This window comes from Pseudonocardia acidicola, assembly GCF_012911935.1.
Taxonomy (GTDB): domain Bacteria; phylum Actinomycetota; class Actinomycetes; order Mycobacteriales; family Pseudonocardiaceae; genus Pseudonocardia; species Pseudonocardia acidicola.
In genome coordinates this window covers 98,915-123,887 of the sequence record NZ_JAAXLA010000010.1, presented here as the reverse complement: position 1 = coordinate 123,887, position 24,973 = coordinate 98,915, and the positions used below count along the sequence as shown (strand labels likewise).

Here is a 24,973-nt window from a genome sequence, read left to right as displayed (position 1 = left end):
GCCATGTAACCACCCCACCCCGCCCCGCGTTGTGGGCCCTCAACGTTTTCGATCGGCTGTCGACCGGGGGCCCTGACCTCGCGCTCGCAGACGAGCCCGGCGCACCGCACCGCATGCGTCACGGTCACACCGGGACCTGCCCACCCACGCAGTCATCCTCCAACGCTCGAACGCCCGCCCCGATCTGTCGAACGCTCCGTCCACAGCCCCCGCCCGATCGCGTCTTGTCTCCACAAGGCGCCGTACAGGGGCTGTCGAGAGCGCGGGGGCGGGTAGCGTGGCGATCATGGAATGGCCGGGTGCGCTGGGTGGGGGGTCGCTCGACCGGGAGGTGCTCGACGGCAAGGCCGTGCTGGTGGTCAACGTCGCGTCGCGGTGCGGCCACACCCCGCAGTACGCGGGCCTGCAGCGGCTGCACGAGCGGTTCGCCGGGCGTGGCTTCACCGTCCTCGGGGTGCCGTGCAACCAGTTCGCCGAGGAGGAGCCGGGCGCCCCGGCCGAGATCGCCGAGTTCTGCTCGAGCAACTACGGGGTGACGTTCCCGCTCACCGCGAAGCTCGAGGTCAACGGCAAGCGCCGGCACCCGCTCTACGCGAAGCTGGTGCGGGCGCGCGACGACGACGGCGAGGCCGGCGACGTCGCGTGGAACTTCGAGAAGTTCCTCGTCGCCCCGGACGGCCGGGTGGCCGGCCGGTTCCGCCCCGGCGTGGAGCCGGAGAGCTGGGAGATCGTGGAGGCGATCGAGGCGCTGCTGCCCGAGGCGTAGGTTGGCGATCATGGCTCTGCTCGGCATCGACCTGACCGCGCTCGACGGCACGCCGCTCGACCCCGCAACCCTCGACGGCAAGGCCGTCCTCGTCGTCAACGTGGCGTCGCGCTGCGGGCTGACCCCCCAGTACTCCGGGCTGGAGGCGCTGCAGCAGCGCTTCGGCGACCGCGGCTTCACCGTGCTCGGGGTGCCGTGCAACCAGTTCGCCGGGCAGGAGCCGGGCACCGCGGCGGAGATCGGCACGTTCTGCTCGGCGACCTACGGTGTCACGTTCCCGCTGACGGCGAAGACCGACGTCAACGGGGAGGGTCGGCACCCGCTCTACGCGCGGCTCACGGGTCACCCCGACACCCTCGGCCAGGCCGGTGACGTGCAGTGGAACTTCGAGAAGTTCCTGGTCGCGGCGGACGGCCGGGTGGCCGGCCGGTTCCGGCCGCGCACCGAGCCGGAGGCCGACGAGATCGTCGACGCGATCGAGGCGGTGCTGCCGGGCTGAGTGTCGGCGCCGCGACGTAGGCTCGCACCTCGTGAACGTCGTCGTGCTGGTGGGCGGGGTCGGCGGTGCCCGGTTCCTGCTCGGGGTGAAGGCTGCGCTGGGACTCCCCGCGGTCGGTCCCGGATCAGGGGATCACGAGGTCACCGCGGTGGTGAACGTCGGGGACGACATCTGGCTGCACGGGCTGCGGATCTGCCCGGACCTCGACACGTGCATGTACACCCTCGGTGGTGGGATCGACCCCGAGCGCGGCTGGGGCCGGGCGGGGGAGACCTGGGCGGTACGCGACGAGCTGGCGGCCTACGAGGCCGACCCCACCTGGTTCGGCCTCGGCGACCGGGATATCGCCACACACCTCGTGCGCACCCGGATGCTGCGGGCCGGCTACCCGTTGTCCCAGGTCACCGAGGCGCTGTGTCACCGCTGGCAGCCCGGGGTGCGGCTGCTGCCGGTCACCGACGACCGGGTCGAGACCCACGTCGTCATCGGCGACCCCGACGACGACACGGCCGGACCCGGTGACCGCCCGCTGAAGGCGATCCACTTCCAGGAGTGGTGGGTGCGCCACCAGGCCAAGCCGGCGCCGCACCGGTTCGCCTCCGTGGGGGCCGACGAGGCCGGCGTGCTGCCGGAGGTCCGGGAGGCCATCGAGGGCGCCGACGCGATCCTCGTCGCGCCGTCCAACCCGGTGGTGAGCATCGGGACGATGATCCAGGTGCCGGGCATGGCGCAGGCACTCGTCGCGGCCGAGGCGAAGATCGTCGGGCTGTCGCCGATCGTGGGCGGGCGCCCGCTGCGCGGGATGGCCGATGCGTGCCTGGAGGCGATCGGAGTGGAGACCACCGCGGAGGCGGTCGGCCGGCACTACGGCGGCCGGCGTGAGGGCGGCCTGCTCGACGGCTGGCTCGTGCACACCGGCGACACCGCCGACGTGCCGGGCGCCGACGTGCTGTCGGTGCCGCTGCTCATGACCGATGTCGACGCCACCGCGGAGATGGCCCGCCGGGCCCTCGAACTGGCCGGGGTCGAGGTTGGCTGACACGCCGGCCGGGCCGGTGGCCGACCACGCCGCGCCGGGCGGCCTCCAGGTCCTCCCGGTCCGCGGCCTGCCCGAGTTCCGCCCGGGTGACGACCTGGCCGCCGCGCTGACGCAGGCCGCGCCGTGGCTGGCCGACGGCGACGTCGTCGTGGTCACCAGCAAGGTGGTGTCGAAGGTGGAGGGGCGGCTGGTCCCGGCGCCGACCGACCCGGAGGAACGGGACGCGCTGCGCCGCCGGCTGGTCGACGAGCAGACCGAACGGGTGCTCGCGCGCCGCGGCAGGACCCTGATCGTGGCGAGCAAGCTCGGTCTGGTGCAGGCCGCGGCGGGCATCGACGCGTCCAACGTCCGCCGCGACGAGCTGGCGTTGCTGCCCGCCGATCCCGACGCCAGCGCCGAGCGGCTGCGCGGGGCGCTGAAGGTGCTGCTCGGCGTGGACGTCGCGGTGGTCGTCACCGACACGATGGGCCGCACCTGGCGGGTCGGGCAGACCGACGTCGCGATCGGCGCCGCCGGGATGACAGTGCTGCACCGCTACGGCGGGGCGGTCGACGGCGAGGGCAACGAGCTGGTGGTCACCGAGGTGGCGCTGGCCGACGAGGTGGCCGCCGCGGCCGACCTGGTGAAGGGCAAGCTCGGCGGCCTGCCCGTCGCGGTCGTGCGCGGGCTCGCCACCGCCGACGACAGCTCGTGCGCCCGCGACCTCGTCCGCGCGCTCGACGAGGACATGTTCTGGCTCGGCACCGACGAGGCGCTGGCCCGGGGCCGCCGGGAGGCCGTGCTGCTGCGTCGCAGCTCGCGGGCCTTCGCCGACGAGCCGGTCGACGCCGCCGCGCTGCGCCGCGCCGTGGGCGTCGCGCTCACCGCGCCGGCGCCGCACCACAGCACCCCGTTCCGGTTCGGCTGGGTGCGCGATCCGGCCCGGCGCACCGCGCTGCTCGACGCGATGCGCGAACGCTGGCGCACCGACCTCGCCGCGGACGGCCGCCCCACCGACGAGATCGAACGCAGGCTCGCCCGCGGCGACCTGTTGCGCCGGGCACCCGAGCTCGTGCTGGCCTTCCGCACCGGCGACGGCGCCCAGGACTATCCCGACGCCACCCGCCGGGCGGCCGAACGGGACATGTTCACCGTGGCCGGCGGGGCGGCGGTGCAGTCGCTGCTCGTCGCGCTGGCGGCGGAGGGGCTGGCCTCCTGCTGGGTCGGCTCGACGATCTTCGCGCCCGAGGTGGTGCAGACCGAGCTCGGCCTGCCCGGGGACTGGCAGCCGCTCGGCGCGATCGCGGTCGGCGTTCCGGCCGAGCCGCTCGCCCCGCGACCGCCGCGGGATCCTGCGACGGGCCTGGTCGAGTGGTAGCCCCGGCCGCCGCCGCCGCGGCGCTGCGCGAGTGGACCGCGCCCGGCGAGGCGCAACGCGCGCTGCAGCACGCGCTGCTGGCCTTCCTCGCCGCGCGCCCGGCGGACGCGTGCGACCGGTCCTGCGAACCCGGACATCTCACCGCCTCGGCGCTCGTGCTCGACGCGACGGGCGAGCACACGCTGCTGACCCTGCACCCGCGGGTGGGTCGCTGGATCCAGCTCGGCGGGCACTGCGAGCCCGGCGACGCCACGCTGCGTGCCGCCGCGCTGCGGGAGGCGACCGAGGAGTCGGGGATCGAGGGGCTGGTCATCGACGAGCAGCCGCTGCACCTCGACGTCCACCCGGTGACGTGCTCGCTGGGCCGGCCGACCCGGCATCTCGACGTCCGGTATCTGGTGCGCGCGCCCGACGGGGCGGTGCCGCGGATCAGCGACGAGTCGGTGGACCTGCGCTGGTGGCCGGTGGACGCGCTGCCCCCGGACAGCGACACCGTGCCGGTGATGGTCGCCGCGGCCCGGGCCCGCCTCGCCCGCGCCTGACCTCCGGCGCGGGGGTCAGTGCCGCCAGAACAGCAGCAGGCTGTAGCCGGCCTGGGCGTTCGCCGGGCTCCCGCCGATCATGTGGAACACGAAGTAGGCCAGGTCGAAGAAGATCGAGGCCACTCCGGGCAGGCCGATGATCAGCAGGAACAGCACGATCGGTGCCCACGGGCGGACCTTCGCCGCGAGCTCCCGGGCGCCTTGCGACAGATAGGGCTCCAGCACGCCGAACCCGTCGAGTCCGGGTACCGGCAGGATGTTCAGCACGAACGCGAGCACCTGGATCAGTGCGAGGCAGGACAGCCCGACGGCCAGCCCGATCGGCATCGGCACGGTCGCGACCGCGATGGCGAGGATCGCGCCGATGATCAGGTTCGTGCCCGGCCCGGCCAGCGAGACCATGCTGCGCGTGAACCGGGACCGGATCGCCCAGTTGTTGATCCACACCGCGCCGCCGGGCAGCGGGATGCCGCCGAGCAGCAGGAACACCAGCGGGAGCACGAACGACAGGCCGACATCGGTGTAGCGGCGGATGTCGAGGGTCAGGTAGCCCTTGTCGCGGACGGAGGTGTCACCGCCGCGGTAGGCGACGGCGGCGTGCCCGAACTCGTGCAGGCACAGCGACACCGCCCAGCCGCCGAGGACGAGCAGCACGATCCCGGTCGTCAGCGTCACCGACGAGCCCGAGGCCAGCAGGGCGCGGGTGCCGACGACGGTGAGCACTCCACCGAGGGACGCCACGGCCAGGAGAAGCAGGAACCACGGGCTGATTCGGGCCGACACACCGCGCACCTGACCATTGTGCCGAACGGGCGACCGACCGGGTGGACCGCGTCACCCGGATGGAAGTCACGGCTTGCGAACCTTGAACCACAGCGTTGTACTTACAGCGGTGTCATTCGCCGGGGGCGCGGGGAAGGTGGGCGGGTGAACGTGATCACTGACACACTATCGCTTGTCGGGTCGACGGCGGGGGCCGACGCACCGAACTTGATCGACTTGTTGGACGATCCCAACGCGTCGACCGACCAGGACTGGCAGGAACGGGCCCTCTGCGCCCAGACCGATCCCGAGGCGTTCTTCCCCGAGAAGGGCGGCTCGACACGCGAGGCCAAGCGCATCTGCTCGGGCTGCGAGGTCCGGGCCGAGTGCCTGGAGTACGCCCTCGCCCAGGACGAGCGGTTCGGCATCTGGGGTGGGCTCTCCGAGCGGGAGCGCCGCCGGCTGCGGCGCGCCGCCGTCTGATCCACGTCGCTCCCGGGCGGAGCGGCCGCCGTCCCGGTGTGCTGGTCGCGGTGGCACCGTGGTGGCACGGCGCGCTCGCCCGTAACGCCCTTCCGGTGCTCCGCCGATCAGCCCGGTCCCGAATGCCGGCCGGCGGCATCCGCACTCACCCGTACGGCGCGCCACCTCCCGGCCGGCCCACTGCGCCGTCGAGGTGAGCGCCGGCTATTCGGCCCCGCCGTCGACGACGTCGGGCTCGATGTTGAGGTACTCCGCCACCTGCTCCACGAGTACCTCGTGCAGCAGATCGGCCAGGTCCGCCCCGCCCCGGGCGCGCGCCTCCAGCGGGCGCCGATAGAGCACGATCCGGGCCCGTGAGGGCAGGCCGGTGTGGTCCACCCCGGCCGGGACCAGCTGCGCGAGCGGCACCCCGACGTCGGCGAGCACGCCGGTGCCCCACACGACGTCGTCCGGTGAGGTCTCGTCCACCTCGGGCACCTCGTCGACGGCGAGGTCGAGGTCGGCGAGCTCGGGGCCCCAGCGCTGCTCGATCGGCTCCAGGGCCTCGAGCACCATCGAGTCGAATTTCTCCGCACGGGTCTTGCTGGCCGGTGTGGTCACCGGGTAGAGCAGCCCGCGGAGCCCCCGGCCGCGCCGGTCTCGCCGGCGGGGGGAGCGGCGCAACGTGCGGTGCGCGGTCGTCACCCCTCGAATCTTACGACCGACGGCTCGTGAAGCGGGTGCGCGTCGCAGCCCGGAGTGGCGCGGGCAAGGCGCTATCGTCGGATACGTGTTGAGTGTGCGGAGGTGTTCGCGGACCGGGTGTACCGAGCTCGCGGTGGCCACGCTCACCTACGTCTACGCGGACTCGACGGCGGTGGTGGGGCCGCTGGCCACCCAGGCCGAGCCGCACTCCTACGACCTGTGCACCGCGCACGCCCACCGGCTGACCGCGCCGCGGGGCTGGGAAGTGGTGCGCTTCGAGGGTGAGTTCGCGCCCCCGCAGCACACCAGCGACGACCTGACCGCACTCGCGGAGGCGGTGCGCGAGGCCGGGCGCGCGGACCGCCCGGTGGAGGCCGCCCCGGTCAACGCAACCGGGCGGCGCGGCCATCTGCGGGTCCTGCCGGGGCCGACCGAGGCCTAGTGGGTGCCCTCGGTATCGCCCTGACGGCCGTGTAAGCGGCCCCAAACGCCGGTTCCCAACGGTGGCCCATGGGCCGATAGGGTCGGCGCCGTGCCAGACCTGTCCGCCATCGTGAAGGCCTACGACATCCGCGGTGTCGTCGGCGAGCAGCTCGACGCCGCGACCGTGCGGGACATCGGCGCCGCGCTGGCCCGTCTCCTGTCCGGCGAGGGCGCGACCAGCGTGGTCGTCGGCTACGACATGCGGGACTCCTCGCCCGGCCTGGCCGCCGCGTTCGCCGAGGGGGTGACGGGGCAGGGCCTCGACGTCGTCGACATCGGTCTGGCCAGCACCGACATGCTGTACTTCGCCTCCGGCACCCTCGACGTCCCGGGCGCGATGTTCACCGCGAGCCACAACCCCGCGAAGTACAACGGCATCAAGCTGTGCCGGGCCGGCGCCGCGCCGATCGGCCAGGACACCGGGCTGGCCCGGATCCGGGCCGCCGTCGAGGCAGGGGTGCCGGCAGGCCCCGGCGGGGGCAGCGTCACCCGGCGCGCCATGCTGGCCGACTACGCGGCCTACCTGCGGGGGCTCGTCGACCTGTCCGGGGTGCGCCCGCTCACGGTCGTCGTCGACGCCGGCAACGGTATGGGCGGCTACACGGTCCCCGAGGTGCTGGGCAGTCCGCTGCCGTTGGAGATCGTGCCGCTGTACTTCGAGCTCGACGGCAGTTTCCCCAACCACGAGGCCAACCCGCTCGACCCGGCGAACCTGGTCGACCTGCAGAAGAAGGTGTGCGCCGTCAGTGCTGATATCGGCCTGGCCTTCGACGGCGACGCCGACCGCTGCTTCGTCGTCGACGAGCGGGGCGAGCCGGTCAGCCCGAGCGCCATCACCGCGCTGGTCGGCGTCCGCGAGCTGGCCAAGGCCAGGGCGAACGGGGAGACCGACGTCGCGGTGATCCACAACCTGATCACCTCCCGGTGCGTCCCGGAGATCGTCGCCGAGCACGGTGGCCGGCCGGTGCGCACCCGCGTCGGGCACTCGTTCATCAAGCAGACGATGGCCGAGACCGGCGCCGTCTTCGGCGGTGAGCACTCCGCGCACTACTACTTCCGCGACTTCTGGCGGGCCGACTCCGGCATGCTGGCGGCGCTGCACGCGCTGGCGGCGCTGGGTGAGCAGGACGGCCCGCTGTCGGAGCTGATGGCCGGTTACAGCCGCTACGCCGCCTCCGGTGAGATCAACTCGACCGTCGCGGACCAGGCGGGGCGGGTCGCGGCGATCAAGGAGCGCTACGCCGGCCGCGACGGCGTCGAGTTCGACGAGCTGGACGGGCTCACCGTCCGGCTGCCCGACGGTTCGTGGTTCAACGTGCGGGCCTCCAACACCGAGCCGCTGCTGCGGCTCAACGTCGAGGCCGCCGACGAGGCCGCCGTCGCGGCCCTGCGCGACGAGGTCCTCGGCGTGGTCCGGGCCTGAGCCGCCCGCCCCGCGACCGTGGCCGGGCGTCGCGCCGCGACGTACCCGGTCGGACCCGGCGGCGATCCGCTGTGCCTGGCAGCATCGCGGTGGACCGCCCGGAGCAGCTTGTGCATGCAGGAATGAGGAGGACCGTGGCCGTAGAGCTCGACCCCCAGCTGCTGGAGATCCTGGCGTGTCCGTGCGACGACCACGCCCCGCTGATCGTCGGCACTCCCGACGACGCGCAGGCCGACGTGCTGACGTGCACCTCGTGTGCCCGCCGGTTCCCTGTGGTCGACGGCATCCCCGTACTGCTCCTGGACGAGGCCCTGGACCAACAGGGCGGCGACTGAGCCCATGCTCGACGACACCCTGCTGGCCGACCCGTCCGCGCTGGCAGCCATCGACACCGGCGGCGTGCTGCGTGCCGCGGCGACCGCGGGCGCCCAGGTGCGCTCGGCGGCCCACACCGCCGAGGAGGCCGGCGTCGCGACGCTGGCCGGTCACCGGCCGCGCGCCCTGGTGCTGCTGCGCCGTCCGGGCGCGTCGGCGTCGGCGGCCGGCATCCTCGCTGCGCTGCTCGGGCCGGCCTGCCCGGTGCCGGTGGTCATCGCCGACACTGCGCCGAGCTGGATCGGCCCGCTGGACGTCGTGATCGCGCACACCGCCGACGCCACCGACGCGGAGCTCGCCGACGCGGTCGCCCGCTCGGTGCGCCGCGGCGCCGAGGTGGTGCTCTCGGCGCCCGGTGACGGGCCGGTGGCCTCGGCCGGAGCCGGCCGGGTCCGGCTCATCGAGCCCCGCATCCCCGTCCCGCCGGGGCTGGACCTGCCCCGCGCGCTCGCGGTCGGGCTGGTCACGGTGTCCGCGCTGGAGCTGCTCGACAGCCCGCTGGACCTGGGCCTCGACGCGCTGGCCGACCAGCTCGACGCGGAGGCCGAGCGCAACCAGCCCGGCCACGAGCCGTTCATGAACCCGGCGAAGGCGCTCGCGCTGCGGCTGGCCGAGCACACGCCGCTGCTGTGGGGGACCGACCCGCTCGCGGCGGCGGTGGCCGGGCACGGGGCGGCGGCGCTGGCCACCCACGCCGGCGTCGTGGCGCACGCATCCGACATCGGCCAGGCGGGCACCGCGACCGGTCTGTTCCGGGCGCTGACCGCGGCTGCGGCCGGGAACGACGTCTTCCACGACCCGTTCGACGACCCGCCCGGCGCCGAAGCCCCGCCGCCACGCCTCGCGCTGCTCGCGACCGGGGAGGAGGACCCCGAAACGGTTACGCTGCGACGAACCGGACGCAGCTGGCCGTCCGCAGACCTGCTGCACCCGGTCGACGAGATCGCCCGTGGCACCCGGCACGCCCCGTTGCTGCGGGCCGCGGTGCTGGCGTCGCGCTGCGACGTCGCGGCGGTCTACCTGGGGCTCGCCACCCGGACCATCGAGCCGGCCTGAGCGGGCCGGCCCCGACGAGGAGTACCGACGACGGTGGAGCTGCTCAAGAACCCGGTGCGGCCCTACGCCTGGGGCTCGCGCACGGTGATCGCGGAGCTGCTCGGCGAGCCGGTGCCCTCCGCGCACCCGCAGGCTGAGCTGTGGCTGGGGGCGCATCCGGCGGATCCTTCACACCTGGTGCGATCCGACGGCGAGGAGGTCTCGCTGGTCGAGGCGGTGACGGCCGACCCCGAGAACCTGCTCGGCCGGGGCCGGACGGACCGGTGGAACGGGCGGCTGCCGTTCCTGCTGAAGGTCCTGGCCGCCGACGAGCCGCTGAGCCTGCAGGCGCACCCCAGCGCGGAGCAGGCGGCCACCGGGTTCGAACGCGAGAACGCGGCGGGCATCGCCATCGATGCGGCTGAGCGCAACTACCGGGACCCGAGCCACAAGCCGGAACTGATCTGCGCGCTCACCGAGTTCCATGCGCTCGTCGGGTTCCGCGACCCGGCGACGTCGGTGCGGTTGTTGCGCGCGTTGGACGTCCCCGAGCTGGCGGCCCACTCCGAGCTGCTGGCCGCGCAGCCCGGGCCCGACGGGCTGCGGGCGCTGTTCACCACGTGGATCACGTTGCCGCAGTCGGTGCTCGACGAGCTGGTGCCCGCGCTGCAGCAGGGATCGATCCGGCTGGCCGCTGCGGACGGCGAGTTCCAGGCCGAGGCGCGCACCGTGCTCGAGTTGTCCGAGCGCTACCCCGGCGACGCCGGTGTACTGGCCGCGCTGCTGCTCAACCGGGTCGTGCTGCAGCCGGGCGAGGCGCTGTACCTGCCGGCGGGCAACCTGCACGCCTACCTGTCCGGGGCCGGCGTCGAGCTGATGGCGAACTCCGACAACGTGCTGCGCGGCGGTCTGACCCCCAAGCACGTCGACGTCCCCGAGCTGCTGCGGGTGCTCGACTTCGCAGCCGGGCCGCCCCCGGTGTGCACCGGTCGCCGGGACGGGGAGTGGATCACCTACGACACCCCGGCCGACGAGTTCCTGCTGCGCCGCTGGGACACCACGCAGGCCGTCGGCGCGGCAGGCACCGTGCCCGACGGGGGCCCGCGAATCCTGATCTGCACTGCCGGCGGGGTGTGCCTGCGCTCCGGTGAGCGGATCGTGGAGCTGACCCGGGGGCGTTCGCTGTTCCTCGCCGCGGCCGACCGCAAGATCGAGATCGAGTCGGCCGAGCCGTCCACGCAGCTCTTCCTGGCCAGCGACGCCCTGGGCGATTAGGGCGGACCTCGCCCCGGCCTGCACTGTTGGCCCGTCATGTCCGGAAGACGGACAATGTGTCAGCGAGCGCGTGACGGGTAACCCGTACGACGGCGGCTAGGGTCTCGCCGACAGTCATCCCGAGCGGCGAGGAGTAGCGGTGGCAGCAAGCGGTGGAACCAGGGCGATCGTCGCGGCCCTACTGGCCAATGCGGGCATCGCGGTGGCGAAGTTCATCGGTTATCTGGTCACCGGCTCGTCGTCGATGCTGGCCGAGGCCGTGCACTCGGTCGCCGACACGTCGAACCAGGGCCTGTTGCTGCTCGGCGGCAGGCGCGCCAAGCGCGCGGCGACCTCGGAGCATCCCTTCGGCTACGGCCGGGACCGCTACTTCTACTCCTTCGTCGTGGCCCTGCTGCTGTTCACGCTGGGCTCGGTGTTCGCGATCTACGAGGGCATCCACAAGCTGGAGCACCCCGAGCCGCTGAGCAGCCCGGTGGTCGCCGTGATCATCCTGGTGGTCGCGATCGCGCTCGAGGGGGCCTCCTTCCGCACCGCGATCCACGAGTCGCGACCGCTCAAGGGGGCGGGCAGCTGGTGGCAGTTCATCCGGCAGTCGAAAGTGCCGGAGCTGCCGGTGGTGCTGCTGGAGGACTTCGGTGCGCTGATCGGCCTGGTCCTGGCCCTCGGCGGTATCGGGCTGACCGTGCTCACCGGAAACCCGGTCTGGGACGCCATCGGCACGCTGTGCATCGGCACGCTGCTCGGCATCATCGCCATCATCCTGATCGTCGAGATGAAAAGCCTGCTGATCGGCGAGGGCGCGACCGCGCCGGTGCTCGCCAGGATCATCGGGGAGCTCGAGGGCGACTCCGCGGTGCAGCGCGTCATCCACATCAAGACCCAGTACCTCGGGCCGGAGGAGCTGCTGGTCGCGGCCAAGATCGCGCTCACGCCCGAGATGGAGGTGGCGGAGGTGGCCCGGTCCATCGACGCCGCCGAACAACGGGTGCGTGCCGTCGTCCCGGACGCCCGGATCATCTACCTGGAGCCCGACCTCGACCGCACGCCCGTCAGGAGCTGACCGGCCGCCGGCCGGCGCATCACCCTGCGTACGGGTTTGCCGGGTCCGCAGACGGGGGATGTCGATCTCGTGGTCAGCTTTGACGAAGGGATCGGTATGTCCGGCGAGGTCGACTTCCCCGTTCAGCAGCGCACCTCCGGCGAGACTCCCGGCCGGACCGGTTCCCGTGCGCTCTTCCACACGCTGGCCACCACGTTCCCGGACGCCCACCTGGAGTTCGGCAAGCTCGTCGCGATCTCCCATCGCAGCGGGGAGCAGCAGCAGGGGCGCATCGTCGAGCGCTGGGCGGGCACGTACGGGCTCGGTATCCTCGACCGGCCCGGGGCCGAGCCGGTGTCGTGACCGTCGGCCACCGGGCGGGAAGCAGGCCGGACGGCGCTGCGCCGGAGCGTGTGCGCGGCTCCTCGAGGGCGGATCAATGGCCCTCGCCACGGCCGGGGGTCCTGGATTGGCTCCGGGTGAAAAGCTTCCGTATTTTCCCTGCATGACAGTCGGGGGCAGACAAAACGGTATCTGGCGCACCAAATCGGTCGAACAATCGATTCGGGACACCGACGAGCCCGATACCAAGCTGCGCAAGGATCTGACGACCTGGGACCTCATCGTCTTCGGCGTCGCGGTCGTGGTCGGCGCCGGGATCTTCACCCTGGCCGCCAGTACCGCCGGTGACCGGGCCGGGCCCTCGGTCTCGCTGGCCTTCGTGCTCGCCGCGATCGCGTGCGGGCTCGCCGCGCTCTGCTACGCGGAGTTCGCCTCGACGGTGCCGGTGGCGGGCAGTGCCTACACGTTCTCCTATGCGACGTTCGGTGAGCTCGTCGCGTGGATCATCGGCTGGGACCTGGTGCTGGAGTTCGCCGTCGGCTCGGCGGTGGTGTCCAAGGGCTGGTCGGAGTACCTGCAGACGGTGTTCTCCCAGCTCGGGCTGACGGTCCGGACCTCGTTCGACCTCGGCCCGCTGACCTTCGACTGGGGGGCGCTGCTGCTGGTGGTCGTGCTGGCCACCCTGCTCGTGCTCGGCACCAAGCTCTCCAGCCGGGTCAGCATGATCTTCACCGCGATCAAGGTGGCCATCGTGCTGCTGGTCATCGTGGTCGGCATCGGGTACATCAACCCCGACAACTACAGCCCGTACATCCCGCCGGCGGCCGCGGGCGGCGGTGCGGGGAGCGGGATCAAGCAGTCGCTGCTGTCGCTGATCGGCGGCGAGGGCACCAGCACGTTCGGCATCTACGGGCTGCTCGCGGCGGCCTCGCTGGTCTTCTTCGCCTTCATCGGCTTCGACGTGGTCGCGACCACCGCGGAGGAGACGAAGAACCCGCAGAAGTCGATCCCGCGCGGCATCCTCGGCTCGCTGGCCATCGTCACCGTGCTGTACGTGGCGGTCGCGCTGGTGCTGACCGGGATGGTCAGCTACACCCAGCTCGGGACGCAGCCCGACGGCACCCGCGCCACCCTGGCCACCGCCTTCACCCAGCTCGGGGTGAACTGGGCAGCCACCGTGATCGCCGTCGGCGCGCTCGCCGGTCTCACCACTGTCGTCATGGTGCTGATGCTCGGCCAGATCCGGGTGCTGTTCGCGATGTCGCGCGACGGCCTGCTGCCGCGGGGCCTGTCGCGCACCGGCGGCCGGGGCACCCCGGTGCGGGCCACCCAGCTCGTCGGGATCGTCGTGGCCGTCGCCGCCACGTTCTTCCCGGCCGGTGAACTGGAGGAGATGGTCAACATCGGCACGCTGTTCGCGTTCGTGCTGGTGTCGGTGGGCGTGGTCATCCTGCGCCGCACCCGGCCGGACCTGCCGCGCGCATTCCGGACGCCGCTGGTCCCGTTCGTCCCGATCCTGTCGGTCCTGGCCTGTGCCTGGCTGATGCTGAACCTGACGGTGGAGACCTGGCTGCGGTTCGTGATCTGGATGATCATCGGGATCGGCGTGTACTTCCTCTACAGCCGGCACCATTCCCGCCTGGGTGAGCGGACAGCCGCGGAGTCCGCCAGCACCTCCGGCTGACCGCTGTGCGGGAGCCGCAAACCGCCCGCAACGCGAAGCGATCTTCCTAACCGCCGCGTGTTCCGGAGGAAACATCTCGGACACAGCTGATCGCTGTACTGGGTCCCGGTCGATCACCAGAGCTCGATCATCGAGCCGGGAATCCGGGAGCGACAGCTGTGTCCGAGACGTCTCACCTCGCAGGCCCGCACGAGCTCGACGGAGCGCACCGGGCCGTCGTCGTCATCGGCGGCGGCCAGGCGGGCCTGTCGATGAGCTGGTGGCTCGCCCGGCGCGGCGTCGAGCACGTGGTGCTGGAGCGCGACCGGGTCGCCACCGAGTGGCGCAACCGGCGCTGGGACACGTTCTGCCTGGTCACGCCGAACTGGCAGTGCCGGCTACCGGGATTTCCCTACCCCGGTGACGACCCCGACGGCTTCATGGTCCGCGACCAGATCGTGGAGTACCTGGAGAAGTTCGCCGCGTCGTTCGACGCGCCCCTGGTCGAGGGGGTCACCGCCACCCGGCTGCGCGGGCGCCGCGACGGCACCTTCGAGGTGCGCACCGATGCCGGCACCCTCACCGCCGAGCAGGTCGTCGTCGCGACCGGGCCCTACCAGGTGCCGCGCACCCCGCGGATGGCCGAGCGGCTGCCCGTTCGCATCACCCAGATGCACTCCTCGCAGTACCGCAACGCCGAGCAGTTGCCGCCCGGCGAGGTGCTCGTCGTCGGCACCGGGCAGTCGGGCTGCCAGATCGCCGAGGACCTGCACCTGGCCGGCCGCCGGGTGCACCTGGCCACCGGCACCGCGCCGCGGGTCGCGCGCTTCTACCGGGGTCGCGACGTCGTCGCCTGGCTGCACGACATGGGCACCTACACCCGCGGCATCGACCAGTTCGACGACGCCGACGCGGTGCGCTTCCGGGCCAACCACTACGTCACCGGGCGCGACGGCGGGCGCGACATCGACCTGCGCGCCTTCGCCCGCGACGGGATGCGGCTGCACGGCAGGCTCGTCGCCATCGCCGACGGCGCGCTGCACTTCGCGCCGAACCTGCGGGCCAACCTCGACGGGGCCGACGCCGTCTCGGAGTCGATCAAGGACTCGATCGACGGCTGGATCGAGGCGCACGCCATCGACGCGCCGGCCGAGGAGCGCTACACACCCGTCTGGCAGCCCGGTCCCGAGGCCGACGAGCCCGAGTCGCTCGATCTGTCCGGCATCGGCACGGTCGTCTGGAGTACCGGGTTCGGCCGCGACCACCGCTGGATCGAGCTCCCGGTCTTCGACGGCCGCGGCTACCCGACCCACGACCGCGGGGTGACCACACTCCCCGGCCTGTACTTCCTCGGCCTGCCCTGGCAGCACACCTGGGGCTCCGGCCGCTTCTCCGGCGTGGCCGCCGACGCCGAGCACCTCGCCGAGCGGATCGTGGCGGCCCGGCGCCGCACGGGGCTCGACGGTCTGCACTGGCTGGCCGGCACCCGCGAGCACACGTTCCCCGACTCCGCCCCGGTCGACGAGGACTGGGTCGCCCGGCGCACCGTCGCCTGACACCGCGCGTCCCCACCAGCCCGTCCCGCTCCCCGAAGTGTCCATATTGGAGGAAAGAATGGCCGACCTGACCGACCTGGAGAAGCAGTCCCTCACCGAGATCGCGCACCCCTCGCTGCCGGAGGGGTCCAGCCTCTACGGCGGGACGAAGGTCTTCCCCGACTACCAGGCCGAGAACGGCGAGACCTACTTCACCCTGGTGCACGGCATCGCGCACGAGTCGTCGGTGAGCTTCGTAGCGATCCTGCAGGCCACCCGCGCGCTGCGGAAGGGCTTCGAGTCCGCGATCTACTTCTACGGACCGGGCTCGCTGAACTGCCTGGCCACCCGCGGGTTCCCGACCACCGGGACCTCGGCGTTCCCCGGCGAGCACAACATCAACAACTCGCTGGCGACGTTCATCGCCGAGGGTGGCAAGGTCTACTGCTGCCGGTTCGGGCTGTCGCTGCACGGCGCCCGCGAGGAGGACCTCATCGAGGGCGTCATCCCCACCCACCCGCTCGACGTGCAGGACGCGCTGATCCACTACGCCCGCAAGGGCGCGATCATCAACTCCACCTACATGTTCTGAGCGCATGGCCGCGGACCTCGCCGCCGCGCGCTGAATCATTCCCTGCGGGCCGGCCGCGCGAGGCACGATCGATCCCGTGCGGTGGAACGGGGGAGCTGAGACTGCGGCGGGCGGGAACCGCCGGGGGCCCGGAGGTGCTCGCGGTGCTCGACGAGGTCGTGGCCATCCTGACCCCGGACCGGTCCGACCCGCTGTGGCCCGGGCGCCGAGTGCCACACCACGGTTGTCCGATCATGAATCGGTGACCGTGGTGTGGCACTCGGCGTGCGTCCCGGTGGCCTACTCCTCGGGGCCGGCCATCTGGTAGCCGGCGAACTTGTCGCGCAGCGTCTTCTTGCTGAACTTGCCCACGCTGGTCTTGGGCACCTCGTCGATGAACTCGACGGCGTCCGGCAGCCACCACTTCGCGACCCGCGGGGTGAGGAACTCGATGATCTCCTCAGGCGTGACGGTCTCACCCGGCTTGACCACCACGCAGGCCAGCGGCCGCTCCACCCACTTCTCGTGCGGGATCGCGATCACTGCGGCCTCCGCGACCTTGGGGTGGGCCATGATCTCGTTCTCCAGCTCCACCGAGCTGATCCACTCCCCGCCGGACTTGACCAGGTCCTTGGTCCGGTCGACCAGCCGGACGAAGCCGTAGCGGTCGACGGACGCGACGTCACCGGTGCGCAGCCAGCCGTCCTTGGTGAACTGGGCCCCGCCGCCCTCCCCGCGGTAGTACTCCCGCGCGATCCACGGCCCGGCTGCCTGGATCTCGCCGGTGGCGACGTCGTCCCAGGGCTGTTCCTCACCGGTGTCGGGGTCGACGAGGCGCAGCTCCACCAGCGGCACCGGCTGGCCCTGGCGGGCCCGGGCGTCGGCGCGGCCGGACTCGTCGAGCGCGGCGTGGTGCGAGCGCGCGGTCGACATCGTCGCGATCGGGCTCGTCTCGGTCATGCCCCAGGCGTGCAGCATCGGCAGCCCGATCTTCTCCCGGTAGGCCTCCGACAGGGAGCGTGGCACCGCCGAGCCGCCGCAGAGGATCGTGCGCAGCGAGCTCACGTCGTAGTCGTCGAGCAGCGGCAGCGCGCCCATCCAGATCGTCGGGACCCCGCCGGTGACGGTGACCTTGTGGTCCTGGATCAACCCGAGGATCGCCTGCGGGGTCATGTTCGGGCCGGGGAAGACGATGTCCGAGCCGGCCAGCAGCGCGCCGTACGGCAGGCCCCAGGCGTTGGCGTGGAACATCGGCACCACCGGCATCATGACGTCGCGCTCGGACAGCGCCGCCCCGTCGGCGATCAGCGAGATCAGCGAGTGCAGCAGCGTCGAGCGGTGGCTGTAGACCACGCCCTTCGGGTTGCCCGTGGTGCCGGACGTGTAGCACATCGCCGCCGCGGTGTTCTCGTCGTCGACCCGGAAACGGCCCTGGTACGGCTCGGCCGCGGCGAGCAGTTCCTCGTAGTCGAGGACCCGCGGGTCGTCCGGGATCGGGACGTCCGCGCCGTCGTCGATCACCACGTAGCGCCGGACCGTCTCGAACTTGTCCGCCAGCGGCCACAGCACCGGCAGCAGCGAGCGGTCGACGAAGACGACCTCGTCCTCGGCATGGTTGGCGATGTAGACCAGCTGCTCGGGGAACAGCCGGATGTTGAGGGTGTGCAGGACCCGGCCGGTACACGGGGCGGCCAGATACAGCTCCAGGTGGCGGGCGGTGTTCCAGCAGAACGTGCCGACCCGGCCGTCCGCGCTGACGCCCAGCGTGTCCAGCGCCGTGGCGAGCCGGCGTGTCCGCTGCGCCCACTCCGCGATCGTCACGGACTGTTCGCCGTCCGCCGTCGCGGTGACGATGGTCTTGTGGCCGAAGAGCTGCTCGGCCCGGTGGAACACGTGCGGCAGGGAGAGCGGGCGTTGCTGCATGAGTCCGTGCATCGGATCTCCTGTCGCGGGGTCGTGTGGCTTCAATCACGCGAACCGTACCTGTTTCGGCGAACCTGTCCGAGTACGTGAAGTCGGCTGAGCGCCCGAATCCGTTCCACGCCGGCCCGCCGTCGTCCCAGTAGGCTCGGCTGTCATGACGCACGCCGAATCGCCGGCCTCCTCGGTCTGCCTCGACGTGGGTTCCACCTGGACCAAGGCCGTGCTCGTGCACGCCGACGGCGCGTTGGCCGGCTTCGCCGAGCACCCCACCACCCCCGCCGACGTCCTCACCGGGATGGATGCCGCGGTCCGCGCCGTCAGCGCCGCAGGCCTGCCCGGCACCGGCATCGAGCCCGAACTGCTGGCCTGCTCGTCGGCCGGCGGCGGGCTGCGGCTCGCGGTCGTCGGCACCGACCGGCTGGCCTCCATCGAGGCCGGGCACCGGGTGGCGCGGTCCGCGGGGTCGCACGTGGTGCACGTGCACAGCGGCCCGCTCGAGGCCGCCGACGTCCGGATCCTGCGCAGCTGCCGGCCGGGGGTGGTGCTGCTCCTCGGGGGTGGCGACGGCGACGACCCGGCGGTGCTGCTGCACAACGCCGGGCGGCTGGCCCGGGCCCGGGTCCGCTACCCGATCGTGCTCGCCGGCAACGTCGCCGCCCGTGACGACGCGCTCGCGCTGCTCCGCGCTACCGGCCGGACGGTCGTGGTCTGCGACAACGTGCTGCCCCAGACCGGGGTGGTGGTGCCCGGGCAGGCGCGGAAGGTGGTCTCCGAGCTGTTCGCCCGGCACGTCCTGGGCGCCCGCGGGCCCGCCGCGGCCCCGCGTTTCCGCAGGCTCGTGCGGGTGGTGACCCCCGACGCCGTCGGGCGCGGCGCGGCGGAGCTGTCCCGCATCACCGCGACCGGGGTGCTCGTCGTGGACGTCGGCTGTGCCACCACGGACGTGCACGTGGCGACGACGGGCGGCGCGAACGCCGGGCTGCGGCGCCGGACCGTCGAGGGTGACCTGGGGGTGCGGGCCGCGGCATGCGGTGTGCTCGTCGAGGGCCAGTCCGAGGGCATCGTCGATCCGGTGGAGGCCGATCTGCTCACGCCCACCGTGGAGCGGATGGCCGGCGAGGTCGGCTACGTCCCGCGCAATCCGGGCGGCGCCGCCGAGGACCGCCGGATCGCGGCGCTCGCCGCCGTCATCGCGGTGCGCCGCCACCTGCGCGCCCACGACGACACCGCGCGCGACATCGGCCTGCTGGTGCTGTCCGGTGGGGTGTTCCGGCAGCGCGACCCCGGCGGGCTGGCCGCGGTGATCGCGACGCTGCGCACCGACCCGGTGCTGGCGCCGATGCTGGCCGAGGTGCCCGTGGTGGTGGACGCCGACTTCGCCGTCGCCCCGGCCGGGCTGCTCGCCGCGCACGGCCGCAGCGCCGCGGCCGAGGCGCTGCTGCGTGACCACCTGCTGGGGTGAGGGTCGGGCGGTGATCGCTGCGCGTGCCGCACGTGAGGAGTTCGTCCTGCGCGAGCACCCGCCGAGCGGCCGCGAACCCGAGTGACGAACCTCGGCGGTGGCGGGTTTGACAGCCCCTGGCGGGCCCGACCATCCTGGGGACACAATCGCTACGTCGGTGGCCGAGAGGCGCTGCGACGGACCATGTCCGCCACGCTCGACCACCGCTCCATCGCATGAAGGGCGCCTCCGGTTCCACGAGGAGGCCCGTCGTATGTCGTCCCGGTTCGCCGCGCCGCCAGAGCGGGTCCGCAGGCACCGGCGACGCATCCACCCGCACCGTCGCCCGGCGGACCGCATCCGGTCCGTGGCGACCCCGTCGTCGTCCGGGCGCCCGCCCGGGCGGATCCCCGCGCGGCCGCGTCCCCACCGACGCCGGCCGCGAACGGTCGAACCGGCCCTACGAGGAGGCATCACCACCCCATGACTGCGACAGCCGACAAGACCGCCGACCCCACCGGCCGGCTGCAGACGCGCAACGGGATCGACTTCGCCGTCGCCGACCTGGGGCTGGCGGAGTTCGGCCGCAAGGAGATCCGGCTCGCCGAGCACGAGATGCCGGGCCTGATGGAGCTGCGCCGGGAGTACGCCGAAGCGCGGCCGCTGCACGGGGCCCGGATCGCCGGTTCGCTGCACATGACGGTGCAGACCGCCGTGCTGATCGAGACCCTGGTCTCGCTGGGCGCCGAGGTGCGCTGGGTGTCCTGCAACATCTTCTCCACCCAGGACCACGCCGCCGCCGCGGTCGTGGTGGGCCCGCACGGCACCCCGGAGGCGCCCGAGGGGGTGCCGGTGTTCGCCTGGAAGGGCGAGACCCTGCCCGAGTACTGGTGGGCCACCGAGCAGCTGTTCAACTTCGCCGACGCCGACGGTGACGTGGTCGGCCCCAACATGATCCTCGACGACGGCGGTGACGCCACGCTGCTCGTGCACAAGGGCGTGGAGTTCGAGACCACCGGTGTGGTCCCGACCGTCGACGACGACGACCTCACCGTCGCCGACGAGTACCGGATCATCCTCGACACGCTGCGCCGGTCACTGGCCGCCGACCCGCAGCGCTGGACCCGGGTGTCGTCGGACATCCGCGGGGTCACCGAGGAGACCACCACCGGCGTGCACCGGCTCTACCACCTCGCCGAGCAGGGCCAGCTGCTGTTCCCGGCGATCAACGTCAACGACTCGGTCACCAAGAGCAAGTTCGACAACAAGTACGGCATCCGGCACTCGCTGATCGACGGCATCAACCGGGCCACCGACGTGCTGATCGGCGGCAAGGTCGCCGTGGTCGCCGGTTTCGGCGACGTGGGCAAGGGGTCCGCGGAGGCGCTCGCGGGCCAGGGCGCGCGGGTCATCGTGGCCGAGATCGACCCGATCTGCGCGCTGCAGGCGCTGCTGGAGGGCTTCCAGGTCGCGCGGCTCGACGACGTGATCGGCCAGGCCGACATCGTGATCACCACGACCGGCAACAAGGACATCGTCACCGTCGAGCACATGGCGAAGATGAAGCACCAGGCGATCCTGGGCAACGTCGGTCACTTCGACAACGAGATCGACATGGCCGGGCTGGCCCGCTACCCGGGGATCCGCCGGATCAACATCAAGCCGCAGGTCGACGAGTGGGTGTTCCCGGACGGGCACTCGATCCTCGTGCTGTCCGAGGGCCGGCTGATGAACCTGGGCAACGCCACCGGGCACCCGTCGTTCGTGATGAGCAACAGCTTCTCCAACCAGGTGATCGCGCAGATCGAGCTGTTCACCAAGCACGAGGAGTACAACAAGGACGTCTACCGGCTGCCGAAGATCCTCGACGAGAAGGTCGCGCGGATCCACGTGCAGGCGCTGGGCGGCGAGCTCACCAAGCTCACCAAGGACCAGGCCGAGTACATCGGCGTCGACGTCGAGGGCCCGTTCAAGCCCGAGCACTACCGCTACTGACGACCCCTCGGGCGCGGAGCGCTAGAAGTCGCGGGCGATGATGTCGTCGAGGCACCGCTCGGCGAGTGCCGCGATCGTCCACGACGGATTGCACGCGCCGGTCGAGCCCGGGATCATCGCGCCGTCGGTGACGTAGAGCCCGCGGTAGCCGTGCACCCGGCCGTACAGGTCGCAGGCCGTGCCCAGCGTCGCCCCGCCCAGCGGGTGCCACGTCACCGGGTCGAGGTTGCCCAGGTCGAGCAGCCCCGACGGGGCCTCGGTGGCCAGCGTCGCCGGCCCGTGCAGCCCTTCGGGCAGGCCCGTGTTCAGCTCGGTGAGCGCGCTGGTCAGCCCGGTGAGCAGGCCACCGCCGTCGGCCCGGACCAGCCGCAGCAGCACGTCGCGGACCGACCGCTGCGCCGCCGCGTCGCCGTCACCGGGCCAGCTCAGCCGCACCGTGTCGGTGCCCGGGTCGTAGCGGAACTCGCCCGCGGGGCGGCACGCCCCGAACCCCGGCAGCGGCATCAGGTGGGTCTCGAACGGTAGCGGCGCGGGCCCGAACGCGACGGTCACCGGATCGGCCGGGTCCTCGGCACGCCGGATCGCGACGGCCATCGGCCCGCCCTGCGGCCCGCCCGTGGGCTGCGGCACCAGGGCGCGCAGGTAGATCCGATCGCCGTTGTTGCCCCAGTGGCGGCCGACCTGGTCGTTCAGCTCGGGCAGCGTCCCCGTCTCCCGGGCCCGGACCAGAAGTCGTGACGTTCCGGTGGATCCGGCGCCGAGGAACACCGCGTCGGCCGTGATCGCGGTCCGCTCGAGCACGGTGCCGTTCTCGTCGATCCGCTCGACGTCGACGCGGTAGCGGCCCGCGGCGTCCGTACCGAGCCCGGTCACCCGGTGCAGCGGCGCGACGGTGACGTACCCCGACTTCTCTGCCGTCGCCAGGTAGTTGCGGTCCACCGAGTTCCGGGCGCCGCTGTTGACCCCGCAGAAGTACTCCCCGCGGGTCACCGACGGCACCGCGCGCCCGGCCAGTTCGGCACGCACGACGTCCCAGTCCAGCGCGTTCGCCACCCGCTCGGCGGGTAGCCCGGCGCGGCGGGCCTGGTCCAGGAACGGCCGGGTGCCGGCGTAGTTCGGGTGCGCGAGCACGTCGTCGGGGATCGGCGCGATGCCGACCCGGGCCGCCGCCCGTGGGTAGTGCACCCGGTCCAGCTCGCCGAAGTCGATCCCCGCCGGCATGGTCGCGGCGAACACCGCCTCCGAGGGGCGGATCCACACCCCGGCGTAGACCAGCGTGCTGCCGCCCACTCCGGCGCCGCACAGCACGCTCATCCCGTCGCCGACGACCTTCTCGAACAGCCCGGTGTAGGGCCGGTACACCGCGGGCGGCTGCATCGGGAACACCGGCGACGACGTCAGATAGGACGAGCGTCGGTCCGGCTGCAGGAACGGCGGGAACGTGTCGCCGGCCGGGGTGATCGGCCAGCGCCGGCCGCGTTCGAGGACGAGGGTCTGCACCCCGGCCCGGGCCAGCCGGAACGCGGCGATCGCACCGCCGAGCCCGGCGCCGATCACCACCGCGCGGTGCCGCTGCTCGGACACGGCGGGCTTCGGGGCGGCGGCGAACGCCCGGCCGGTCAGGCCGAGGCCCAGGGTGGTGGCGGCGGCGCCGAGGAACGTCCGCCTGGGCAGCGCGCTCACCGGCCGGCCGCCGGGGCGGCGGCGAGCAGAAGCGGGACGGCAGGCGGCGATGCGGCCGCGGCACGTCGGGTCACGGTCACTCTCCGGGGTGAAAGTCAGCGAGCGCTTACTGGACCCTAGGGGGCACATGATCGGCGACGGATCGAGGGTCGCCGACATAGGCTGATCTCATGTCTGCGCTGGTGCTCGAGAGTGGCGACGGCGATGGGTGGGCGTTCTGCGCGCTCGGCCACAGGCATTGGGGCCTCTACGGGGCGTCCGGGCTACTGGTGCGTCATCGTGACGAGAACGCCGACGAGTGGATCCTGCTGCAGCACCGCGCCGACTGGAGCCACCACGGCGGGACCTGGGGCGTGCCGGGCGGGGCGCGGCAGCGGGTCGAGACCGCCGAGCAGGCCGCCCGCCGGGAGGCCGCCGAGGAGTCCGATCTGGACACCGACGCGCTGCGCACGACCGACGAGTTCGTCGACGACCACGGCGGCTGGTCCTACACCACGGTCGTCGCCCGGTCCGCCGTCGCGATCCCGGTGGCCGCCCGCGGCCGGGAGAGCTGCGAGCTGCGCTGGGTGCCGGTCGACAGAATCCACGAGCTGGACCTGCACCCGGGCTTCGCCGCGAGCTGGCCGGATCTGCGGATGCGGGGCTGATTAGGCTCCGCGGGCGTGGGACGGCTGATCGTGATCGAGGGGCTGGACGGCGCCGGCAAGCGGACCCTGTCCGACGCGCTGTGCACCGAGTTCGCCGCCCGCGGCGCCCGGACGACGCGGCTGGCCTTCCCGCGCTACGACGACGACGTGCACGCCGCGCTGGCTCGCGACGCGCTGTACGGGCGCCTCGGCGAGGGCGGTGCCATCGCCGGCTCCGTGCACGCGATGGCGCTGCTGTTCGCGCTGGACCGGCACGACGCCGCACCGGCGTTGCGGGCCGCGCAGGCCGAGCACGACGTCGTGCTCGTCGACCGCTACGTCGCCTCCAACGCGGCCTACTGTGCGGCCCGGCTCGGCCAGGACGCCGGCGGCGAGCTGGTCGGCTGGGTGCGCGCGCTGGAGATCGAGCGCTTCGGCATCCCGGTGCCCGACCGGCAGTTGCTGCTGGCCGTTCCGCGTGAGGTGGCCGCCGCGCGGGCGCGGCACCGGGAGCGGACCGAACCCGGCCGGGAGCGGGACGCCTACGAGGCCGACGACGCGTTGCAGCAGCGAACCGGTGCGGTCTACCGGGGGCTGGCCGCGGCGGACTGGCTCAGCCCGTGGACGGTGCTCGACGGGGCCGGCGCCGTCGACGCCGCGGAGCTGGCCGATCAACTGCTGGGGTAGCGCCTCGGCGGGTCCGGGACTCCGCCCACTGACACGAATGGGATGCTGCGCGCATGAAGTCGCGGGTACTGGTGGTCGACGACGACCCGGCGTTGGCCGAGATGCTGACCATCGTGCTGCGGGGGGAGGGCTTCGACACCGCCGTGGTCGGCGACGGCACCCGGGCGCTGCCCGCCGTCCGTGAGCTGCGGCCCGACGTCGTGCTGCTCGACCTCATGCTCCCCGGCATGAACGGCATCGACGTGTGCCGGGCGATCCGGTCGGAGTCCGGCGTGCCGATCGTGATGCTCACGGCCAAGAGCGACACCGTCGACATCGTGCTCGGGCTGGAGTCCGGCGCGGACGACTACGTGGTCAAGCCGTTCAAGCCCAAGGAGCTCGTCGCCCGCATCCGGGCCCGGGTGCGGCGCACCGAGAACGAGCCTGCCGAGCAGCTGTCCATCGGCGACGTGGCCATCGACGTGCCGGCGCACCAGGTGACCCGGGCCGGGGTGCCCATCGCGCTCACGCCGCTGGAGTTCGACCTGCTCGTGGCGCTGGCCCGCAAGCCGCGGCAGGTGTTCACTCGCGAGGTGCTGCTCGAGCAGGTGTGGGGCTACCGGCACGCCGCCGACACCCGGCTGGTGAACGTGCACGTCCAGCGGTTGCGGTCGAAGGTCGAGCGCGACCCGGAGCACCCGGAGGTCGTGCTGACGGTGCGCGGCGTGGGGTACAAGGCCGGCCCGCCGTGATGATCGGGGCC

The 24,973-nt window shown here is 72.8% G+C and carries 25 protein-coding genes; 21 read left to right on the top strand and 4 right to left on the bottom strand.

Translation table 11 applies throughout. The annotated features are described in order from the left end of the window. The first annotated feature begins 286 nt into the window (after positions 1 to 286). The 5 genes from HF526_RS08170 to HF526_RS08150 are packed head-to-tail and all read left to right on the top strand — an operon-like array spanning position 287 to position 4,203. Positions 287 to 766, top strand: coding sequence for a glutathione peroxidase (locus HF526_RS08170; protein WP_169380731.1), 480 nt, complete (start codon positions 287 to 289; stop codon positions 764 to 766). Positions 767 to 776: 10 nt separating this feature from the next. Then, entirely contained in the window at positions 777 to 1,265 is a 489-nt protein-coding gene (locus HF526_RS08165) for a glutathione peroxidase (RefSeq protein ID WP_169380730.1), read from the top strand. A 31-nt stretch (positions 1,266 to 1,296) separates the two neighbouring features. Beyond that, on the top strand, positions 1,297 to 2,304 hold the full coding sequence (gene cofD / locus HF526_RS08160; RefSeq protein ID WP_169380729.1) for a 2-phospho-L-lactate transferase: 1,008 nt from the start codon (positions 1,297 to 1,299) through the stop codon (positions 2,302 to 2,304). A 16-nt stretch (positions 2,305 to 2,320) separates the two neighbouring features. After that, positions 2,321 to 3,661: a coenzyme F420-0:L-glutamate ligase gene (locus tag HF526_RS08155; RefSeq protein ID WP_338051365.1), complete on the top strand. Its 1,341-nt coding sequence runs from the start codon at positions 2,321 to 2,323 to the stop codon at positions 3,659 to 3,661. Continuing rightward, positions 3,655 to 4,203, top strand: a complete 549-nt coding sequence (locus tag HF526_RS08150) for an NUDIX domain-containing protein (protein ID WP_169380727.1) — start codon at positions 3,655 to 3,657, stop codon at positions 4,201 to 4,203. Before HF526_RS08155 ends, HF526_RS08150 begins: the two co-directional genes overlap by 7 nt. Positions 4,204 to 4,218: 15 nt before the next feature. On the opposite strand, the gene HF526_RS08145 is transcribed toward HF526_RS08150, so the two are convergent. Next, positions 4,219 to 4,986 (bottom strand): site-2 protease family protein, encoded by a 768-nt coding sequence (locus HF526_RS08145; protein ID WP_420821599.1) that lies wholly within the window; start codon positions 4,984 to 4,986, stop codon positions 4,219 to 4,221. A gap of 207 nt (positions 4,987 to 5,193) precedes the next feature. Between HF526_RS08145 and HF526_RS08140 the strand changes: the two genes are divergently transcribed. Beyond that, the gene (locus HF526_RS08140; protein ID WP_169380725.1) at positions 5,194 to 5,448 is read left to right on the top strand and encodes a WhiB family transcriptional regulator; all 255 of its coding nucleotides are present in this window, start codon (positions 5,194 to 5,196) and stop codon (positions 5,446 to 5,448) included. A gap of 204 nt (positions 5,449 to 5,652) precedes the next feature. Here HF526_RS08140 and HF526_RS08135 read toward each other — a convergent pair whose 3' ends face one another. Then, complete coding sequence (locus HF526_RS08135; protein ID WP_169380724.1) at positions 5,653 to 6,132, bottom strand: metallopeptidase family protein; 480 nt, start codon at positions 6,130 to 6,132, stop codon at positions 5,653 to 5,655. A 94-nt stretch (positions 6,133 to 6,226) separates the two neighbouring features. Here HF526_RS08135 and HF526_RS08130 point away from each other — a divergent pair, with 94 nt between their 5' ends. The 10 genes from HF526_RS08130 (at position 6,227) to HF526_RS08085 (ending at position 15,897) form a co-directional block, all read left to right on the top strand. Beyond that, a complete protein-coding gene (locus HF526_RS08130; RefSeq protein ID WP_338051364.1) occupies positions 6,227 to 6,574 on the top strand; it encodes a DUF3499 domain-containing protein in 348 nt (115 codons plus the stop codon). Between the two features lie 90 nt (positions 6,575 to 6,664). Further along, positions 6,665 to 8,038 carry a phosphomannomutase/phosphoglucomutase gene (locus HF526_RS08125; protein ID WP_169380722.1) on the top strand — a complete coding sequence of 458 codons (1,374 nt, stop codon included), beginning with the start codon at positions 6,665 to 6,667 and terminating at the stop codon, positions 8,036 to 8,038. Positions 8,039 to 8,172: 134 nt separating this feature from the next. Then, positions 8,173 to 8,373 (top strand): Trm112 family protein, encoded by a 201-nt coding sequence (locus tag HF526_RS08120; protein ID WP_169380721.1) that lies wholly within the window; start codon positions 8,173 to 8,175, stop codon positions 8,371 to 8,373. 4 nt (positions 8,374 to 8,377) lie between these two features. After that, on the top strand, positions 8,378 to 9,469 hold the full coding sequence (locus tag HF526_RS08115) for an SIS domain-containing protein (protein WP_169380720.1): 1,092 nt from the start codon (positions 8,378 to 8,380) through the stop codon (positions 9,467 to 9,469). Positions 9,470 to 9,502: 33 nt separating this feature from the next. Then, entirely contained in the window at positions 9,503 to 10,723 is a 1,221-nt protein-coding gene (gene manA / locus HF526_RS08110) for a mannose-6-phosphate isomerase, class I (RefSeq protein WP_169380719.1), read from the top strand. Between the two features lie 139 nt (positions 10,724 to 10,862). Next, positions 10,863 to 11,786: a cation diffusion facilitator family transporter gene (locus HF526_RS08105; RefSeq protein ID WP_169380718.1), complete on the top strand. Its 924-nt coding sequence runs from the start codon at positions 10,863 to 10,865 to the stop codon at positions 11,784 to 11,786. Positions 11,787 to 11,882: 96 nt separating this feature from the next. Further along, positions 11,883 to 12,128: a hypothetical protein gene (locus tag HF526_RS08100; protein WP_169380717.1), complete on the top strand. Its 246-nt coding sequence runs from the start codon at positions 11,883 to 11,885 to the stop codon at positions 12,126 to 12,128. A 142-nt stretch (positions 12,129 to 12,270) separates the two neighbouring features. Continuing rightward, positions 12,271 to 13,791 carry an amino acid permease gene (locus HF526_RS08095; protein ID WP_169380716.1) on the top strand — a complete coding sequence of 507 codons (1,521 nt, stop codon included), beginning with the start codon at positions 12,271 to 12,273 and terminating at the stop codon, positions 13,789 to 13,791. Between the two features lie 158 nt (positions 13,792 to 13,949). Then, positions 13,950 to 15,326, top strand: coding sequence for an MSMEG_0569 family flavin-dependent oxidoreductase (locus HF526_RS08090; RefSeq protein ID WP_338051362.1), 1,377 nt, complete (start codon positions 13,950 to 13,952; stop codon positions 15,324 to 15,326). Between the two features lie 58 nt (positions 15,327 to 15,384). Further along, positions 15,385 to 15,897, top strand: a complete 513-nt coding sequence (locus HF526_RS08085) for an MSMEG_0572/Sll0783 family nitrogen starvation response protein (RefSeq protein WP_169380715.1) — start codon at positions 15,385 to 15,387, stop codon at positions 15,895 to 15,897. 279 nt (positions 15,898 to 16,176) lie between these two features. Here the strand turns inward: HF526_RS08085 and HF526_RS08080 are convergent, their stop codons facing one another. After that, positions 16,177 to 17,811, bottom strand: a complete 1,635-nt coding sequence (locus tag HF526_RS08080) for a long-chain fatty acid--CoA ligase (protein ID WP_169380714.1) — start codon at positions 17,809 to 17,811, stop codon at positions 16,177 to 16,179. A gap of 142 nt (positions 17,812 to 17,953) precedes the next feature. Between HF526_RS08080 and HF526_RS08075 the strand changes: the two genes are divergently transcribed. Continuing rightward, a complete protein-coding gene (locus HF526_RS08075) occupies positions 17,954 to 19,261 on the top strand; it encodes a glutamate mutase L (RefSeq protein ID WP_169380713.1) in 1,308 nt (435 codons plus the stop codon). Positions 19,262 to 19,723: 462 nt separating this feature from the next. Further along, positions 19,724 to 21,235, top strand: a complete 1,512-nt coding sequence (ahcY, locus tag HF526_RS08070; protein WP_169380712.1) for an adenosylhomocysteinase — start codon at positions 19,724 to 19,726, stop codon at positions 21,233 to 21,235. A gap of 21 nt (positions 21,236 to 21,256) precedes the next feature. Here ahcY and HF526_RS08065 read toward each other — a convergent pair whose 3' ends face one another. After that, entirely contained in the window at positions 21,257 to 22,918 is a 1,662-nt protein-coding gene (locus HF526_RS08065; protein ID WP_169380711.1) for a GMC oxidoreductase, read from the bottom strand. 170 nt (positions 22,919 to 23,088) lie between these two features. On the opposite strand from HF526_RS08065, the gene HF526_RS08060 reads away from it, so the two are divergent. Genes HF526_RS08060 through mtrA form a run of 3 tightly spaced genes read left to right on the top strand, consistent with a single transcriptional unit; the run spans position 23,089 to position 24,962 of the window. Then, complete coding sequence (locus HF526_RS08060) at positions 23,089 to 23,565, top strand: NUDIX domain-containing protein (protein WP_169380710.1); 477 nt, start codon at positions 23,089 to 23,091, stop codon at positions 23,563 to 23,565. 15 nt (positions 23,566 to 23,580) lie between these two features. Continuing rightward, positions 23,581 to 24,231 carry a dTMP kinase gene (locus tag HF526_RS08055; RefSeq protein WP_169380709.1) on the top strand — a complete coding sequence of 217 codons (651 nt, stop codon included), beginning with the start codon at positions 23,581 to 23,583 and terminating at the stop codon, positions 24,229 to 24,231. 53 nt (positions 24,232 to 24,284) lie between these two features. Beyond that, on the top strand, positions 24,285 to 24,962 hold the full coding sequence (gene mtrA / locus HF526_RS08050) for an MtrAB system response regulator MtrA (protein WP_169380708.1): 678 nt from the start codon (positions 24,285 to 24,287) through the stop codon (positions 24,960 to 24,962). Positions 24,963 to 24,973 lie beyond the last annotated feature (11 nt).

Bases quoted from the DNA above. Each gene is read 5' to 3' on its own strand.
- HF526_RS08095 (WP_169380716.1), top strand. From the start codon at position 12,271: ATGACAGTCGGGGGCAGACAAAACGGTATCTGGCGCACCAAATCGGTC.
- HF526_RS08085 (WP_169380715.1), top strand. From the start codon at position 15,385: ATGGCCGACCTGACCGACCTGGAGAAGCAGTCCCTCACCGAGATCGCG.
- HF526_RS08100 (WP_169380717.1), top strand. From the start codon at position 11,883: ATGTCCGGCGAGGTCGACTTCCCCGTTCAGCAGCGCACCTCCGGCGAG.
- HF526_RS08080 (WP_169380714.1), bottom strand. From the start codon at position 17,811: ATGCACGGACTCATGCAGCAACGCCCGCTCTCCCTGCCGCACGTGTTC.
- HF526_RS08060 (WP_169380710.1), top strand. From the start codon at position 23,089: ATGTCTGCGCTGGTGCTCGAGAGTGGCGACGGCGATGGGTGGGCGTTC.
- HF526_RS08115 (WP_169380720.1), top strand. From the start codon at position 8,378: ATGCTCGACGACACCCTGCTGGCCGACCCGTCCGCGCTGGCAGCCATC.
- ahcY (WP_169380712.1), top strand. From the start codon at position 19,724: ATGACTGCGACAGCCGACAAGACCGCCGACCCCACCGGCCGGCTGCAG.
- HF526_RS08170 (WP_169380731.1), top strand. From the start codon at position 287: ATGGAATGGCCGGGTGCGCTGGGTGGGGGGTCGCTCGACCGGGAGGTG.
- HF526_RS08075 (WP_169380713.1), top strand. From the start codon at position 17,954: ATGACGCACGCCGAATCGCCGGCCTCCTCGGTCTGCCTCGACGTGGGT.
- HF526_RS08165 (WP_169380730.1), top strand. From the start codon at position 777: ATGGCTCTGCTCGGCATCGACCTGACCGCGCTCGACGGCACGCCGCTC.
- mtrA (WP_169380708.1), top strand. From the start codon at position 24,285: ATGAAGTCGCGGGTACTGGTGGTCGACGACGACCCGGCGTTGGCCGAG.